Below are 16,411 nucleotides of genomic sequence, written 5' to 3'. Positions count from 1 at the left end.
AATATGCAGTTTTCGTTAAGGGAATAAAAAAACCGGCACGGGAGCCGGTAAGTGAATCAATGTAGGAATATCATTATTATTATAATTACTGAATTATAATTCAGCCAACTCAATAGGAACGGGTTTCCCTATATGGTATCCCTGTAACCAACCAATACCCATCGTAATTAGCATCTTTTCAATTTCCTCATTTTCAACAAACTCAGCGACTACTTCCATGTTTTTGAGTTTTGCTACTTCGCAGAAGGATCTGACAGCGCATCGACTAAATTCATCGGTCAGTATGTTACGGATGAAGGAACCATCAATTTTCAGAATATCTGCGCCTAACGTTCGTAGTCGTGAATAGCTTGATGCTCCTGTGCCAAAATCATCAATAGCAATTTTAGAACCGGCTTTACGTAGTGCTCTCAGAACATCAGTGACATTTGCGTTGTCAATGATATCTGACTCAATGACTTCAAAAATTATACGTTCAGGTGCTATTGAGTATTTTCTAAACAATGTGAAAACATTATCAAGAAAATCAATTTTATTAAGTGAGTCTGGTGTCAGATTAATGGAGAAATGACTGTTCGGGTCAGATTTCTGCCGTGACTGTATAAAACGAAATGTTTGCTCTATGACAGTGATATCCAGCGCAGGAAGTAATCCTGCCTCGCGAGCAACCGGGAGGATGGTATCTGGAAAGATTAACTTACCATCAACCATTTTTATCCGAATAAGTATCTCGTGATAACGTGTCAGTCCCGTGGTTGAAACGATCGGCTGAACAACCAGCATCGTTGATACTATGGGTTGAGCCATAAGCTCAAACGACTTTCTATCAATTGCTTTTTGCAACATATGGCGAATGACCGCCTGACTGACAATTTTATCACCTGGCACTTGCGGGCTGAGTAACAACGGTTGCCCCTGCATTAACGAGATGTAGCTTTGGGTATTAAGATGCTTAATTGCTTGTGATAAATTTTTAATCAGGTGTTTCTCGGTGGTATATGCCACACCACAAGATAGTCCTAATTGGTAGTCCTTCCAGATAAAGCGAAAAGAGTTTAGGTCCTTGTAGAGATCAGAAATGTCAGGGACAGCATTAAGGCGAAGAATTATTCCATGACCTGGTGCGTAATAAATATCACCTGTACCCTTAATCAATTTACGTACATATGCGCTTAGCGCTTTTACAAATTCAAAACGGAATTCTATTCCATGAGTTTGTTCCAGCGTATTCAACTCTGTACAACGGATGTAACACAAGCACCCTGTTGCGTGTTTACGGATGTCCATTTGCAGGGCCTGAAAGTTAGGCAGTCCAGTGTTAGGCTCTGATCTAAAAAGTTGTTTGAGGCGGCGGAGATATTTTCGGTTATGAACCACAAGTACACCGGTAACAACAATCGTAAGAGAAAAGACAAACACTATCGTGGAGGAAATCACGAGACTATGTAAATAATTATCATAGTTAGCAGGCGGAATATAGCTGTTTATATAATATCCCAACAGGATGAGCATTGTTACCCATACAGGGGATATCAAAGCATGGCCAATGCAGATCACTCCCCATAGCATTACTGGAAGTAACCACAGTAATGAATAGTCTGTAAATATAAGAATATCTTCTCTGATGACGATCAAAGCGGACATAATGCAGAGTAACAGCACCAGCCATAATACTTGATACAGAATAGGAGGGCCGGATTTTATCAGCGCCTTTACTTGTCTAATGTATAGAATGCACCATGCAGGATTTTGAACGCTTCTAAGCAACAGATAACAAAAAGGGATGCCAGTCAGGCAAGAGTTCATCAGCCACTGTAAGTTAATTAATGTTTGTAGTGTAAAAAGGTTTGCGATCGGTGCAGAGGCTGTGTTCGATTGGAACCAGTGATCAATTGAGATGAATAGTAAGGCGTTGCAACACACGAGCCAGACAATACGCTGGGTTGTAAGCTGGCTACGACCAAAGCTAACCGCGCCTCGTTTGCCTGTCGAGAAAAAGTAGAGTGTCTGGCTAATGAGAGCAGCCAGTAGCTGAGCCGTTAGTGTGAATACCGAAGATAAAGAGTAAGAGTAAAGCGCATACAAGAAAAAGGTAGCCAAAATTGGCAGTGCCTTTTGCCGGTATAAAACCAGCAGTGCAGAAATGAGAGGTAAAGTGAGATCGTAAAAATGCAGTGTTATACCCGCAACATCCTCTTGCTTACTGAGATGACCTGCGACCAGCTGTAATGCAAAAAACGCGATGCCGACACAAAAATAGTCTCTAAATGTATTAATGAAATTTATACTTTCCGTTTTTCTTAGCAATATCATCATTCGCAATTCTCAGTGAGTTATCACCGTTCTCGATTTAAGTCATCTACTTAAAACAGGTTAGACTAGAGGTTTGAAATGTGTATTTTTGGATGTTTTCGCTAATTGAAAACTATTCTAAAATATGTTATATGGATTTTTTAAATGTAACCCTCGATAATTTCACTGTGTTTCACAACGCAGGGGAGAACAATCTTTGTGGCTGTACTGATAATAAAAGTTGCGTCAGAAGTCATTATTTAAGACAGAATATACGATCGATAATAACGATCAATATAAATCTTTTGATAGATTTTATCGATAGGTTTAGCAGATCATAAATACCATGAAAGATCGATGAAAGCTATTAAAGTGTTATCTTTTAATGGTATTTATTTCATAAATGTTAATTAGGTGCTTTGTTTATTAAAATTTAACCTACGGAGGCATCTTTCTAAGGGAATCATTTTTTTATTGCCAGGAAAGTGAGTTTCCCCACCTTCCCACAACACACTCAATTATTAATCATTAACGAGGCTGCTGCTGTGTCGCGCAGTGAATACCGCCGCCACCGGCAGCGATACCGTCGATATTCAACTGAATAATTTCACGATCGGCAAACAGATCCTGCAAAATAGTATGGGTATTACGATCGGTGCGCTTATCGCCAAATTGCGGTGCAATGACGGCATCATTACACAGATAAAAATTGATATACCCCGCGGCGAAATCATCGCTCGCATAAGTCTGGCGGATGGTAGAAGGTCCTTCCAGCGTGACTACCTCCAACCGTCGGCCTTTGGCATCCGTGGCGGCCCGTAATATGTCCAGATGACGTCGGGTGATCGCGTAATCAAAGGATGACGGATCCTGCTCAAGACCCGCCACCACCGTACCCGGATGCGTGAATCGGGCGTAAAAATCTGTATGGCCGTCGGTAATATCCTTGCCGGCAATACCCGGCAACCAGATGATTTTCTCCAGACCTAGCAGTCGCTTAAGTTCTTCTTCGCATTCGGCTTTGCTGACGCTAGGATTACGGTTGGAGTTAAGCACGCAGCTCTCGGTAATAATCGCCGTGCCTTCACCATCTACCTCAATACCGCCACCTTCCAGTGTTAGCGCCGAGCGAATAAACTCGGCATGAATGTAATCAGTAACAAATTCAGCCACATCGGCATCTCGTTCGTGCTCTTGCTTATTGCCCCAGCCGTTGAAATTAAATCCCACTCCGCCGAGCGCGCCGCTGGCGCTTTTCACAAATACCGGCCCGGTGTCGCGGATCCATAGATCGTCTATTGGGTGCACCAGAAGATTGACCGACGGCCCGCACAGACGCGCGGCGAGTTCGCTGTCTTCTTCGCGTACTAACATATTCACGGGTTCAAATGCGGCGATGGTTTTGGCAACTAACGCTAGGTTTTCCTGCACCACCGGTAGCAGATGAGGCTCCCAGATCTCCGCACTGGCACCAAACGCCATCCAGGTTGCCGCATGCGGTGCGCCTTCATCAGGCATTTGCCAGCGGCGGTTCTCTGTCGCGCGGGCAAATTGGCTAAAGCTGAAGCCCGTCATACCAGCGAGTAGCATACTCGTTGAAGTCACCAGGCCTTGTCTGACGAATGAACGTCTTGTCATCATAGGATTAACCTTTGCGTATTTTTACCTGATATCAGGTGATTAAAATAATAATAGATAATAAATATTCTGCGTATTTTAAATATTGAATAATAAATAAAGTGAACTCGGGTAAATTTCACGCGAAATATAACATAAGAGATATACGTTGCAATCTCTTAGTTTTATATAATGAGTGAAACTGGCTACTATTAAAATTTCTCAACTATATATTTATATATAATTTATATTCATCAGCATGAACATATGTCACGCCGTTGGCTCTGAGGCCTCGTCTGACGGGCCTTGCCGTGGATTGTGATCTGGCCGATTGTTCTGTTGTATTTATTAATGCCATGAACCGTGTGGACTATAGTAAAGATGGCCGTTATTTTTCATCATTAATAACCGTGAGTGGGGGATGTGAATGAAGAAGATACTGATGCTGGTCGGAGATTATGTCGAAGATTATGAAACGATGGTGCCTTTTCAGGCTTTGCAAATGCTTGGGCATCGTGTGGATGCCGTCTGTCCGGATAAAAGTCAGGGTGACTACGTTCAAACCGCCATTCACGATTTTGATGGGGCGCAGACATACAGTGAAAAGCCGGGGCATCGTTTTACGTTAAATGCGAATTTTGCCGAGGCGCGGGCTGCGGATTACGACGCACTGTTGATCCCCGGCGGGCGTGCTCCGGAATATCTTCGACTGAATCCGGATGTCATTAAGCTGGTGCAAGATTTCAACACTGCCGGTAAACCTATCGCCGCAGTTTGTCATGGGCCCCAACTGTTAGCGGCGGCGGGGGTGTTAGAAAACCGGACCTGTAGCGCTTATCCGGCCTGTGCGCCCGAGGTTCGTCTGAGCGGTGGACATTATGCCGATATTGGCATTGATCAGGCCCACGTTGATGGCAATCTGGTGACGGCACCAGCATGGCCCGCGCATCCGCAATGGTTAGCTAAATTTGTTGAAGTATTAATGAAGTAAGCGATGATGCGATGAAAAAGTCGGTATAACCTGCCAGGCTATACCGACTGCATTTATTACCTCTGCATGAGTGCGAACACGCCCCACCCGATATATTCCCGGGTGAATGCAACGTGGCGGACTGGTGAACTTCTCAGTTGCTCTCTGACTTCGGCGGCAAACTCATCGTCCGGATTTGCCTCCAGCCACCGGCGCATTGTCAACCATTTTGCCGCCTCGTATCTGTCCCAACCTTCCTGGTCAGCCAGTACCATTTCCACCACGTCATAACCGAGCAGGTCGAAAGACGAAACGCGTTCTGGCAGAGAAAGAAAATCGGCTACTGAAGTCGCGCCGCAAGCCATAGCGATCTCCTCCGTTGCGGGCATCTGATGCCAGTACGGTTCGCCGATGAGCAGGATCCCGCCTGGTTTGAGACTTTGTTCCAGCTGTTTGATCGTTCCGGCAACGCCGCCGGCAATCCAGGTTGCACCAACGCAGGCGGCAATATCGAATTTTTCTTCGGCGATATAACCTGTTGCATCGGCATGAATAAAACGCACGTGCTCAGTGACGCCCAATTCACTTGCCCGCAGGGTGGCTTGCTCACTGAATAACTGGCTCATATCGATACCAACGCCGGAAATTCCATGATCGCGTGCCCAGGTGCACAACATCTCGCCCGAGCCGCTGCCGAGATCCAGGATGCGGGTTCCTGGGGGCATCCGTAAAACCTGACCTAACGTCGCATATTTTTGCGCGGTGAACGGATTATGAATGCGATGTGCGCTTTCGCTGATCGTAAAAATCTTCGGGATATCCATCTCTCTCTCTCCTTAGCGATTATCCAGTTGGGCGCGAACGTTGTTCAGCCCGGTGGTATTGATGCGGTAGGGCTGACCATTAACGGATTTGATCAGTTTTTTCGTTCTGAGTTTTTTGAATACGTCGAGCGTGCAGTCGCAGAGCAGTAACCCTTCGCGGCTATAGCATTCGACGGAAGTGACGCGACCAGATGCATCGCGGACGTGAGCAATACGGCCACCTTTGGCGAGAACGTGTAAGGTACGTTGTTCCTGACGGGATAAATTCATACTGGAAAACCTGTTTAATCATCATGTGCAAAACGTGCAAACACACAGCGGTGTCCGCATTCGATTTCGGCGCATTGATAACCAGTCCGGCCTGAAAAGGTCGGTAAGCTGATTATCTGATGATTACATTCTCCAGCATCAAAGCCTCGGGTTGAGTTGATAGGTATTTACCTGCTGAATCATACCAGTATGGGCAAGTAGGGGAATCGTCCTGTCGGGAAAATGTGATCTATGACGAAAAATTGCGTTTAGCTTATTTTATAATTTTTTAACTCTCGTTAGCTGAACGGTGTATGAATATATTAAATTTATTGAACATTCAGACATCGTCAGTAGTGGTATTGGCCGTAATGATGTGTTGTTAGTCCCAGTTGCGTAATACTATAGATTAGTGATGTTTAATTTTCCCCTATCCTAATTTTGTTTTATTTGATAAACATGTCTTTATTATAAAAAGGATTTTTAATGGTGTTTTCTTTTAATTTTTTTTAAGAATTTTCTTAACGTCATGAAGTGTGTATACTCAATCCAGCAAGAAGCTCTTCTGTTATCATCAAAACTATAAAAATGTCCTTAACACCCGTATTACCTCTGCCCTGAATCTCTTCTCAGGGGAGAGGTTTTTTTTTGCCTGTGTATAATTTTGATAATCGTCATAAATAGATAATTTAATATTATTGTTCTTGTTGTTTTGCATTAGTGATGACGAAAGATTTTGTTCTGTGAACCATACGGTAATGTTGAAATAGTATCGCTATGAATCTATTTCATGATGAATAGTGTGATTTCATCTTTATTTGTAGGGGTATTATATAGTTTTTCTTATAACTGTCTGTTTTTAAGCGTTATGTTAATTCTCGCTTTTGAAGTAATTGTGATTTTGTTCACGGATTTTATTGCGTTAAGTGGCTATTTGTAGAGAGGTGCAAACGGTTGCATGTTGCTGTTACAGCATTCGTTCATTAAAAAAATATAGCGATGGTATGTCTTGTGTCGGTGTCGGGGGCAAGAATCTAAATGATTTTTATTATCCCTTAGGCATACGAATGCCGTTTATGACTTCTGTTAGCTTAACACCATGGAAAATGTAGTAAAAACAGACAGGGAATATGATTTTATCAATCAAATGGAGTTTTTAATTACTGGTATAATTACTGGCCTTTTTTATCTTCCTTTATATAAATCGTTGTCGTAACACCCATAAAATCAGCGTTCTGGGATGAGCGCTGATTTTATTTTGTTCTCAGATTATTCAACCCACGCTGTATGCAGGTCTTCTCTTGCAGTACCTCGTAAATGATACATTAAAGGATCTCCTGGAATGGATATTGTTGAACGCTTTATTAACTACACGAAAATCAATACCACGACCTCAAGGGAAAATGGTGCTAATGGGATAATGCCTTCTTCACCTGGTCAAATGGAACTGGCAAAACTACTTGCAGTAGAACTTGAAGCATTAGGAATGGAAAACATTGAGGTCAGGGATACCGCTATTGTGACCGCGACCTTACCTGGAAATACCGATGACACGATCCCTGTCGTTTCCTTTTTTGGTCATCTGGATACCAGCGCGGAACAGACCGCGGACACAAATGCGCAACGTCTTCACTACAGCGGTGGGGATTTGTGTCTGAATCAAGAGCTGAATATTTATCTGCGTGAAAGTGAATTTCCGGAACTGAAAAATTATGTCGGCGATGACCTGCTGGTGACGGATGGTACCAGTCTGCTAGGGGCTGATGATAAAGCCGCCATCGCCGCGATTATGAATGCTCTGGAGTACCTTGTCGCGCATCCGGAGATTAAGCATGGGCCGGTGAAGGTCGGTTTTGTTCCTGATGAAGAGCAGGGATTACGGGGAGCAAAAGCGTTTGATGTTGCTGCGTTTGGCGCTGATTTTGGCTATACCCTGGACTGCTGCGGCATTGGAGAGTTTGTCTATGAGAACTGGAACGCGGGTGATGCGGAAATCATCTTTACCGGCCAGTCCGCGCACCCTATGTCGGCCAAAGGTAAGCTGAAGAACTCTCTGCTGATGGCGCATAAGTTTATTGCGATGCTGCCCGGAGGAGAGGCGCCTGAGTATACGGAAGGACGCGAAGGGTATTACTGGGTAAAACAGCTTCAGGGTAACAGCGCCCGTACGGTACTTAAGCTGGATATCCGGGATTTTACCGAAGAAGGGTATAAGGCGCGTATGGCATATATCCGCCAGCTTGCCGTCAGCACCTGCGCGCTGTGGGGAGAAAACAGCGTGGTCTGTCATTTAACCGATCGCTATGCCAATGTGTTCAATAGCTTGCAGGGCGATGCACACTACCCGATTGATATTGCGTTACGCGCGTATCAGAAGTGTGGCATTACCCCGCAACCTGTCGCCATGCGTGGTGGGTATGATGGCGCAGTGCTATCGCAGAAAGGACTGCCTTGCCCGAATATTTTTACCGGTGCTCATAACTTTCATTCAATTTATGAATATCTACCGGTGCGTTCACTGCGAGCCGCCAGCGATGTGGTGGTAGCGGTCATTGAGGAAACCTTTGCTGAGTTCGCGCAGAGGAGAGCTCAGTCATGATTCAGGTGTTAATTGCCCTACTGGTTATCGTGGTGGTCGCGCGTCTGATACTGAAAGGTTATCGCGCTGAACCCGTGCTGTTCATTGCGGGCCTGGTGTTGATGATTTGTACGGCGTTAACCGGATGGGGTTCTGTATTACCGAAGGGCGTCGCCAGTACGGGGATTTCATTTCTCGATCCTTTCGAGGTGATGCGCGATCTCTTTAGTACGCGTGCTGCCGATCTCGGCCTGATGATTATGGCGCTTATGGGATTTGCGCATTACATGGATCATATCGGGGCAAATGAAGCGGTTGTGCGGGTCGTGACGAAACCTTTGCGCGCGCTGCGTTCGCCCTATGTGCTTCTATTTTTCTCCTATCTGCTCGCCAGCCTCCTGCAGTTGGCTATTCCATCCGCTACCGGGCTTGCCGTATTGCTGATGGGGACGATGTTCCCCATTATGCTGGGGTTAGGGCTTTCTGCGGCCTCGGCTGCTGGGGTTATTGCCACCTCGCTTGGTGTGGCGTATACCCCGACGGCCATCGATGCTATCAGGGGATCTAAAGCGGTCAATATGGATGTGGTGGAATACGTTGTTTACCACCAGGGACCCGCAGCTCTGGCAACCGTGCTGGTCGTCGGCGTCTGCCATTTCTTCTGGCAGCGGCATTGCGACCGTAAAGCGGGGACGCTTCCACGGGAAATCGGTAGCGCTGAGGTGACTGATTCAGGAAAAGCCCCGGCTTTTTATGCGCTTCTCCCGATGCTTCCGATACTGATGGCGGTGGGATCATCGGAAATGTTCGTCAGTGGTATTAACTTGAATATTATCACCATTGTGCTCATTTCGATGGCTGTCTGCATGTTGATTGAGTGGCTGCGGGTGCGTGATTTAAAGTCAGTATGCGAAGGATTCAGCCATTTCCTTAAAGGCATGGGCACCGCCTTTACCGGGGTGGTTGGGCTACTGGTTGCGGCAGGTGTTTTTGCTCACGGGATTAAAGTTATTGGTGCCATTGATCAATTAATCCTGATGGCGGAGCACGTGGGATTACCTCCATTTGCTATGGCGGTGGTATTTGCGCTGGTGACACTGGCGGCAGCAATTATTATGGGATCGGGTAATGCGCCATTCCTTGCTTTCGTTGAGCTGATCCCGCAAATCGCGGCAAGTATGGGCGCTAACGCTGTTGCCATGATCCTGCCGATGCAGCAGGCATCACATATGGGGCGGGCAATTTCACCGGTTTCCGGCGTGGTGATTGCCGTTTCCAGTGGGGCGAAAATAACGCCATTTGATGTGGTTAAACGTACCGCCGTACCGTTGATTGTGGGCTTTGTAACGCATACCCTGATCATCGGTATTTTCTATTAACTTCGTCTGTAATAAGCAAACTTCCGGCTTGCTGAATGCCCGGTAGTTTGCTTTTTCTGTTTACAGATCTCATCACAGAAGGTGATATTGATTACTGGTGATTATTATTAACCTTTATCTTTATCGCATTATTCTTATTAGTCATTGTTGAGCTACCCCGGATTAATGATTAATAAGTATGATGTATTATATTTGCACGTTTATTACATAGGGATAAGTTAATCTGGATCATATTTTGGCGATTTTAGTTGTAGTAATTTTTTAATAGAGTAATACAAGAATGACGTGGAATAACAATGATGATTTATTTGGGCAGGTTTAAGTGGTAAGGGATTCTGGAAGAGTTAGTACGTTACGACATCATTATCAGGATGATCTTGAAGCCTTTACCTGGAGTGCGTTAGTCGCAATTGGTATTGCAATAAAGGATCATAAAATCTACTCTAAAATGTCAGAGCATCTATTCATTATGCATTGGCTGGCTATTGCCAAAAAAAGAAAAATCTTTTCGAAGAGCATTGTCAGTGAGCTTCAGTGGTTAATTGATGAGGGGAAGAAAAAAAGCCTCAATGCACAACTTAAATTTAAAATAGAATATTTGTACGCCACATCGAGTGGTGATGTGACAATGCAAAACGACTATTTTAAATTTACTCACACGATTGAAGTGTTGAGAAATAATGGATGGGAGAGCTTTCTGCTCACTCCGGAGAAGTGGCAAAGCCTTCATGAAAGTATTAAGGTCAGAAAAGGTGACTTTATTTTTATGGATGACACCCGGCTTCAGGAGTGCTTTGGCGTGCAGGGCGAGATAGTCAAACCTTTCTGTATTCGAGTGTACGGCGATACTGAGTTTGCAAAGTTAACGTTCATCAAACATAACCTGCCGGTTGAATTTGTGAAACATATTTCGAATGAGTTTTATTACTTCAATTTTCTTTCTGTTAAGTAATGCTTAACTGATATGGGGGACAAATTTCTGTTTGTTCAAAGAGTGTATTGATCTACCTGTGAAATTATCGGATATATACCACACGCAAAGGACAGCGAATGTTTACTCGAAAGTTAGTGATTACAACCGAATGGATAAGGTTGTCGGATACGCCAGACAATGTGTCCATTTCTTTTCGGGGCGTTCTTGAGATCGGTGAAAGCACGGTTGTGCCAGATGGCAACACACCTCTACTTCGCTTAGAAAATGAAATGGCACCTGTCGCCGTTGATGCATTGTCATGGGTGAGGGTGCCAGTTGAACGCCGGGAAAATGTTATCGTCTATATTTTCTGAATCCTGGTTTATAAATCCATTAATAATGTTAATGTCGATTTGTTCTTATTTTATTCCTCCCGGTGCAAGATGAGATGTCTGGCTGAACAATTCGTTGGGGATCACATCGCGGGTGAGAGCATTTGTAGCGCGTGTACATTATAAATAATGCCAAACACTGCCACCGCGAGCAGAAACAGGGAGGAGATAAAAACGCTGCGTCTGGCAAACCGCTCTGGCATCCAGCGTTTGAAAACTATGATGTAAAAAGACAGCACCGTAACATCAAAAATAACCCACACCAGCGTTAGCGTCAGAATGCTGGTGGTGAAATCTTGCGTAATGGCAATGAACTGGGGAAAAAACGCTACGAAAAACAAAATGTCCTTTGGGTTAGCGACCCCTGTCAGAAATCCATGGATAAGCCCGCTGTTATCGCGTTTTGGCGCACACAGTCCGGGGTTTGAGTCCCTGGCCCGCAGGCCGTTAATCGCCATCACACCGATATACAACGATCCCACAAGACCCAGTACGCCAAGCCATATCGCAGAGATTGAAACCACACCAGCTAACATCAGTGCAGCCAGAGCAATCAATACTAAAGAAGCGCCGTTAGTGCCAATCAGCGTGAGAAAGGCCCGGCGATAGCCGTGCTGCGACGCGGTGGTGGTAATCAGCGCCACGACAGGACCCGGAGTTAACAGCAGGGTTACTACGCTGAGGCTATAGGCAGCCAGTAAAGTGAAATTCATACCTGATTATCCTGATGATATTTTCCATCAGTATTCCGCCTGCGTGGCGCATTGAAAAACGAATAAAACTGCGCTCTACTGTGAGTAAAACTCAACATAGAAGCTGAGAATGACGCTACCTCCGTTGTATGCCCTGAGGGCTTTTGAAGCCGCAGCCCGTCTGGGATCGTTCAGTAAAGCCGCTATTCAACTTAACGTGACGCCGGGCGCGGTAAGCCGTCATATTCGCACGCTGGAGGCATGGTTTGGTTGTGAGCTATTTGTCCGCAGCGGCCCGCGTATCGAGATAACGCCTTCTGGCCAAGGGCTGGCGCAGCAGTTGACGGCTGGGTTTCAGAGTCTGGAACACGCGTGTCATGCCTTTCGCAGCAGCAGTCATGAGCTACGGCTGAAAGCGCCGTCTACGTTGACGATGCGTTGGCTTCTGGACGTGCTGCGTCATTTCCGTGAAGCGCATCCGACCCCGGTTGTCGAAATTTCCAGCGTCTGGATGGATACCGATTCGGTATCCTTCGGTCGTGAACCGTATGACTGTGCGATCCTGTTAGGGAATGGCCATTTTGGTGACGATACCGACAGCCGGTTGCTGTTTCAGGAGTGGCTTATCCCGGTGTGCTCAACCGCACTGCTGGTGCAGGCGCAGTGCGATCTTTCTGCCTGTGAACTGATTCATCCCTCAGCGGATCGCCGTGACTGGCGTCGGTGGCTGCAACGCACCGGGAAGTTTCCGGCGTTGAATCTTGCGCGAGGCAAAGTGTTCGACACCCTGGAGCAGGGCAGTCTTGCCGCGATGAGCGGTCATGGCGTGTCCGTTGCCGACCTGCTGTTAAGCCTGGCGGTCATTCAGGCAGGGATGTTGGCGTTACCGTTTAAAGATGCGGTAGCGACTGGCGAGGGCTATTACCTTGTCTGGCCAAAGACTTCAACACGGCTTAGAAATATTGAGCTGCTGTATCGCTGGTTAAAAGAGGCTGCGCCGTGTGTCTCATCGACAGATCTAAACTGGCTGGATTAATCTGTTTATTCTGCTAATTATCCATATTGATAATAGTTCTCATTATTATTGTCGTGATGCGCAGGTAATGGTAATGTTGCTTCAGTTATAAACCGTTAATCCCATTTCCTGTGCAGAAGACAGCATGAACAATACCACCGCCCTGAATGCCTCCGGACGCGTCGCTCGCACTTTCTCCGTCAGCGAGTTTATGGATTTTGGTGAGCGCTACGGGATCGATTACCGTTTTCCCCAGTTGGCACAAAGGCCGGATTTACCGTCTGGCAGCCCTGTTCTGCAAGGTGAAATTGAGGAGATGACTCTCCCATGTGGGATGTGCGTGACGCACTCCGACGTACAGGTATTGCAACCCTACGAAACCACCTCTCGTCACGACAGCCCTCTGTATATGCTGGTGGTACTGGAAGGCTGCGTGATCCTGACGCTTAACGGACAGGAGCACGTGGTGCGCTCCGGCATGGCGTTTAGCTCACGCCTGAGTGAGCACCAGACGATGCGTGCCCGTCATCATGCTGATTGTAAACTGCGGACATTATCGCTTGGTTTGTATCCCGACGGCGCGTGTCGCACGGGGTTGCTCGAATCGTTGATGCGTGAGTGGGAAAGATGCCAGACGCCAACGCTTATCTGGCAGGTGCCGGGGTTTTTACTCAGCGGACTGCAGTACGTGCAGCAGAGCACGATTAGCCATGTTTCTCGTCAGCTGATGCTGGAAGGGCTGATATTACAACTGTTCGGTCATGGCCTCAGCGTGTGTCAGGTCGAGAGCGGTAAACGTCTTGCGGCGAGCGGGGAGCAGCAGCGGCTGGAGGTCGTTCGCCGACTGCTGGAGCAGAGTCCCGAAAATGACTACACCCTTAATGACCTGGCCCAACGCGCAGCGATGAGTCCCAGTAGCCTACGCAGTAAGTTTCGCGCAGCCTATGGCTGTTCGGTATTCGACTACCTGCGCGATTGCCGTCTGGAACGTGCGCGCGGCTATCTACTGGAAGGATATAGCGTACAACAGGCGGCCTGGATGTCGGGTTATCAGCACGCCACCAACTTTTCTACCGCTTTTCGTCGCCGTTACGGCTTTTCGCCCGGCGATTTGCTCAAACTTTGCTAATCCATATTTGCGTTTTACGCACGTGATTTCCTGACAATTTGGCACTGCGCATAGGCAACCTGGCATTCGGCATAGCTATCTCCGTCAGCAAAAAGGTAATAATTCTCACTTACAATTAGACATGCCTTTGGAGATATTCATGTTCGCGAAGACTCGCTTGGCGCTGCTGGTGGGATGGGTGACCGGCAGTGTGGCTTTTCCTCTGCTGGCGCAGGAAACAACAAAAAACGATACGGTGGTTGTCACCTCGCAGATGCAGAGCGGGGCCACGAAGCTTGCCACGCCGGATATTGAAACGCCGCAGTCGGTATCGATCGTTACCCGTGAGCAGTTTGAAGAGCAGGGCGCAACCAGCGTGCGCCAGGCCGTCAGCTATACGCCGGGGGTGTACAGCAATCAGATTGGCGCCTCCAATCGCTTTGACTACATCGTGCTACGTGGCTTTTCTGACGGTAGCCTGGATAACGTCTATCTCGATGGTCTGAAGATGATGGGCGACACCAACTCACACAGCTCGCTGGTGGTCGATCCGTGGTTCCTCGAAGATATCGAAGTCGTACGTGGCCCGGCTTCCGTACTGTATGGTCGTTCCTCTCCGGGCGGTATTGTGGCGTTGACCTCACGTAAGCCGTCGTTTGATGCGGGCGGCGAAGTGAAGCTGTTTGCTAGCAACAATAACCAGCGCGGCGCGGCGTTTGACGTTACCGGGGCACTGGATGATAACGATCGCGTGGCGGCGCGACTGAGCGGGATGACGCGTTACGCGGACTCGCAGTTTGGTCCATTGAAGGAAGAGCGTTACGCACTGATGCCCAGCCTGACCTGGCGCATCACCGACCAGACGCGTCTGGATCTGATGGCCTATCTGCACCGTGACCCGGAAGGCGGTAGCCACTCCGGTCTGCCGTATGACGGCACCGTGGTTCCGCATTACGGGCAGAAAATCTCCAACACCTTTTACGAAGGCGAGGATGATTATGATAAATACGATCGCCGTGAAAACATGGTGGGCTACAACATTGAGCATATGTTTGATAGCGGTTGGTCGGTGCGGCAAAAGCTGCGCTATCTGCATACCGACGTTGAGCTGAACCAGGTGTATGCGGCGGGCTGGCTGAATGAAACCGAGCTTAATCGCGGCTACTCCGGCTCCGATGAAAAAATGTCGGCGATTACGCTGGATAACCAGCTCGACGGCAGCTTTGATACCTGGCAGATTAACCACCGTCTGCTGGTGGGGATCGACTATCAGGATCGCAGCAACAATACTACCGGTTACTACGGCGCTTTCCCGCCGATTGACGCCTTTAACCCGGTGTACGGCGCGAAGCCTGATTACATCGACATGTATGCGCGTGAGAAACACAAGCTGCGACAGACGGGTTACTATTTGCAGGATCAGATGTCATGGGATCGCTGGCGTTTTACGCTCGGTGGTCGCTACGATCAGGTCAGCGTTTCTAACATTGATAAGATCAACGATACTCGCAGCGATCTGGATAAAAACAACTTCAGCACCCGCGCCGCGTTGCTCTATTTATTCGATAACGGCTTTGCGCCGTACGTGAGTTATTCCACTGCCTTTACGCCAACCAGCTTTGCCGATGAGAACGGCAATCTGCTGGATCCGATGAAAGGCAAGCAGTGGGAAGCCGGGCTGAAATATGAGCCGGAAGGACTCAACAGCCAGTTCAGCGCATCGGTATTCCGTATCAATCAGACGAATATCGCCACCAAAGAAGAGCCGACCGATCCGTACCGCTCGATTGGGGAAATTGAATCTGAAGGGGTGGAGCTGGAGGCAATTAGCCAACTGACGGATAGCTTCCGTTTGCAGGCGGCGTATACCTATACCGACATTCGCTATAAGAAAAGCAGCCCGGAAGAGCAGGGCAAGCGCGCAGTGTACGCCCCGCGTAATCAGGCCAGTACCTGGCTGAGCTACGATGTGAAAAGCGGTCCGCTGGACGGTCTGACGTTGGGTTCAGGCGTGCGCTACGTTAACGGTATTACCAGCGATCGCCTGAATACTCACACCCTGCCGTCCTACACGCTGGTGGATATGGTGATTGGTTACGACTTAACGAATATCGGCATTAAAGGGTTGAGCGCGCAGTTGAACGTTAACAACCTGACCGACAAGCGCTACGTTGCGGCCTGTAACTCGCTCTCATACTGCTACTTCGGCGCCGAGCGCAGTATTGTCGGCAGCGTTTCGTGGAAATTCTGATGTTTTAACCGGATGCGGCGCTGGCGCCTTATCCGGCCTACGGCAGCGTGCAAATCGTAGGCCTGATAAGCGCAGCGCAACAGGCATAGTGGATTGCGGTTATTGTGTAAAACCGTTCTGCAGACAAATCT

General features: G+C 47.5%; 13 protein-coding genes. 8 read left to right on the top strand and 5 right to left on the bottom strand.

Features of this window, described 5'->3' with window-relative positions; genetic code table 11:
• Nucleotides 1-93: 93 nt before the first annotated feature.
• Both OGY72_RS00870 and OGY72_RS00865 read right to left on the bottom strand, forming a co-directional pair.
• Complete coding sequence (locus OGY72_RS00870; protein ID WP_174785069.1) at nucleotides 94-2,316, bottom strand: EAL domain-containing protein; 2,223 nt, start codon at nucleotides 2,314-2,316, stop codon at nucleotides 94-96.
• A 504-nt stretch (nucleotides 2,317-2,820) separates the two neighbouring features.
• The gene (locus OGY72_RS00865) at nucleotides 2,821-3,933 is read right to left on the bottom strand and encodes an agmatine deiminase family protein (protein ID WP_286546133.1); all 1,113 of its coding nucleotides are present in this window, start codon (nucleotides 3,931-3,933) and stop codon (nucleotides 2,821-2,823) included.
• Nucleotides 3,934-4,336: 403 nt separating this feature from the next.
• Between OGY72_RS00865 and OGY72_RS00860 the strand changes: the two genes are divergently transcribed.
• A complete protein-coding gene (locus OGY72_RS00860; protein ID WP_003830885.1) occupies nucleotides 4,337-4,900 on the top strand; it encodes a DJ-1/PfpI family protein in 564 nt (187 codons plus the stop codon).
• Between the two features lie 56 nt (nucleotides 4,901-4,956).
• Here the strand turns inward: OGY72_RS00860 and OGY72_RS00855 are convergent, their stop codons facing one another.
• The gene (locus OGY72_RS00855) at nucleotides 4,957-5,703 is read right to left on the bottom strand and encodes an SAM-dependent methyltransferase (protein WP_286546130.1); all 747 of its coding nucleotides are present in this window, start codon (nucleotides 5,701-5,703) and stop codon (nucleotides 4,957-4,959) included.
• A 12-nt stretch (nucleotides 5,704-5,715) separates the two neighbouring features.
• Nucleotides 5,716-5,973 carry a YjhX family toxin gene (locus tag OGY72_RS00850; protein ID WP_003021255.1) on the bottom strand — a complete coding sequence of 86 codons (258 nt, stop codon included), beginning with the start codon at nucleotides 5,971-5,973 and terminating at the stop codon, nucleotides 5,716-5,718.
• A gap of 1,321 nt (nucleotides 5,974-7,294) precedes the next feature.
• On the opposite strand from OGY72_RS00850, the gene pepT reads away from it, so the two are divergent.
• The 4 genes from pepT to OGY72_RS00830 all read left to right on the top strand — a co-directional run bounded on the left by pepT (nucleotide 7,295) and on the right by OGY72_RS00830 (nucleotide 11,196).
• Nucleotides 7,295-8,551: a peptidase T gene (gene pepT, locus OGY72_RS00845; protein WP_008783847.1), complete on the top strand. Its 1,257-nt coding sequence runs from the start codon at nucleotides 7,295-7,297 to the stop codon at nucleotides 8,549-8,551.
• On the top strand, nucleotides 8,548-9,909 hold the full coding sequence (dcuC, locus tag OGY72_RS00840) for a C4-dicarboxylate transporter DcuC (protein ID WP_003830889.1): 1,362 nt from the start codon (nucleotides 8,548-8,550) through the stop codon (nucleotides 9,907-9,909). The genes pepT and dcuC overlap by 4 nt, the downstream gene beginning before the upstream one ends.
• A 322-nt stretch (nucleotides 9,910-10,231) precedes the next feature.
• On the top strand, nucleotides 10,232-10,861 hold the full coding sequence (locus OGY72_RS00835; protein WP_286546126.1) for a DUF2913 family protein: 630 nt from the start codon (nucleotides 10,232-10,234) through the stop codon (nucleotides 10,859-10,861).
• Nucleotides 10,862-10,959: 98 nt separating this feature from the next.
• Nucleotides 10,960-11,196: a hypothetical protein gene (locus tag OGY72_RS00830; RefSeq protein WP_003830891.1), complete on the top strand. Its 237-nt coding sequence runs from the start codon at nucleotides 10,960-10,962 to the stop codon at nucleotides 11,194-11,196.
• A 101-nt stretch (nucleotides 11,197-11,297) separates the two neighbouring features.
• Here OGY72_RS00830 and OGY72_RS00825 read toward each other — a convergent pair whose 3' ends face one another.
• Entirely contained in the window at nucleotides 11,298-11,927 is a 630-nt protein-coding gene (locus tag OGY72_RS00825) for a LysE family translocator (protein WP_063941265.1), read from the bottom strand.
• A 109-nt stretch (nucleotides 11,928-12,036) separates the two neighbouring features.
• Here OGY72_RS00825 and OGY72_RS00820 point away from each other — a divergent pair, with 109 nt between their 5' ends.
• The 3 genes from OGY72_RS00820 to foxA all read left to right on the top strand — a co-directional run bounded on the left by OGY72_RS00820 (nucleotide 12,037) and on the right by foxA (nucleotide 16,280).
• On the top strand, nucleotides 12,037-12,942 hold the full coding sequence (locus OGY72_RS00820; protein WP_286546122.1) for a LysR substrate-binding domain-containing protein: 906 nt from the start codon (nucleotides 12,037-12,039) through the stop codon (nucleotides 12,940-12,942).
• Nucleotides 12,943-13,066: 124 nt separating this feature from the next.
• Nucleotides 13,067-14,050: a helix-turn-helix transcriptional regulator gene (locus tag OGY72_RS00815; RefSeq protein WP_286546119.1), complete on the top strand. Its 984-nt coding sequence runs from the start codon at nucleotides 13,067-13,069 to the stop codon at nucleotides 14,048-14,050.
• Nucleotides 14,051-14,171: 121 nt separating this feature from the next.
• Entirely contained in the window at nucleotides 14,172-16,280 is a 2,109-nt protein-coding gene (gene foxA / locus OGY72_RS00810) for a ferrioxamine B receptor FoxA (RefSeq protein WP_286546117.1), read from the top strand.
• Nucleotides 16,281-16,411: the final 131 nt, after the last annotated feature.

This window comes from Citrobacter sp. Cpo221 (genome assembly GCF_030332345.1).
Taxonomy (GTDB): domain Bacteria; phylum Pseudomonadota; class Gammaproteobacteria; order Enterobacterales; family Enterobacteriaceae; genus Citrobacter; species Citrobacter portucalensis.
This window is presented reverse-complemented; position numbering and strand designations above follow the sequence as displayed.

What these genes read in the sequence shown, in the direction of transcription:
- OGY72_RS00815 (WP_286546119.1), top strand. Translation starts at nt 13,067, where the DNA reads ATGAACAATACCACCGCCCTGAATGCCTCCGGACGCGTCGCTCGCACT.
- OGY72_RS00855 (WP_286546130.1), bottom strand. Translation starts at nt 5,703, where the DNA reads ATGGATATCCCGAAGATTTTTACGATCAGCGAAAGCGCACATCGCATT.
- OGY72_RS00820 (WP_286546122.1), top strand. Translation starts at nt 12,037, where the DNA reads ATGACGCTACCTCCGTTGTATGCCCTGAGGGCTTTTGAAGCCGCAGCC.
- OGY72_RS00825 (WP_063941265.1), bottom strand. Translation starts at nt 11,927, where the DNA reads ATGAATTTCACTTTACTGGCTGCCTATAGCCTCAGCGTAGTAACCCTG.
- OGY72_RS00865 (WP_286546133.1), bottom strand. Translation starts at nt 3,933, where the DNA reads ATGATGACAAGACGTTCATTCGTCAGACAAGGCCTGGTGACTTCAACG.
- OGY72_RS00850 (WP_003021255.1), bottom strand. Translation starts at nt 5,973, where the DNA reads ATGAATTTATCCCGTCAGGAACAACGTACCTTACACGTTCTCGCCAAA.
- OGY72_RS00860 (WP_003830885.1), top strand. Translation starts at nt 4,337, where the DNA reads ATGAAGAAGATACTGATGCTGGTCGGAGATTATGTCGAAGATTATGAA.
- OGY72_RS00830 (WP_003830891.1), top strand. Translation starts at nt 10,960, where the DNA reads ATGTTTACTCGAAAGTTAGTGATTACAACCGAATGGATAAGGTTGTCG.
- dcuC (WP_003830889.1), top strand. Translation starts at nt 8,548, where the DNA reads ATGATTCAGGTGTTAATTGCCCTACTGGTTATCGTGGTGGTCGCGCGT.
- foxA (WP_286546117.1), top strand. Translation starts at nt 14,172, where the DNA reads ATGCCTTTGGAGATATTCATGTTCGCGAAGACTCGCTTGGCGCTGCTG.
- OGY72_RS00870 (WP_174785069.1), bottom strand. Translation starts at nt 2,316, where the DNA reads ATGATGATATTGCTAAGAAAAACGGAAAGTATAAATTTCATTAATACA.
- pepT (WP_008783847.1), top strand. Translation starts at nt 7,295, where the DNA reads ATGGATATTGTTGAACGCTTTATTAACTACACGAAAATCAATACCACG.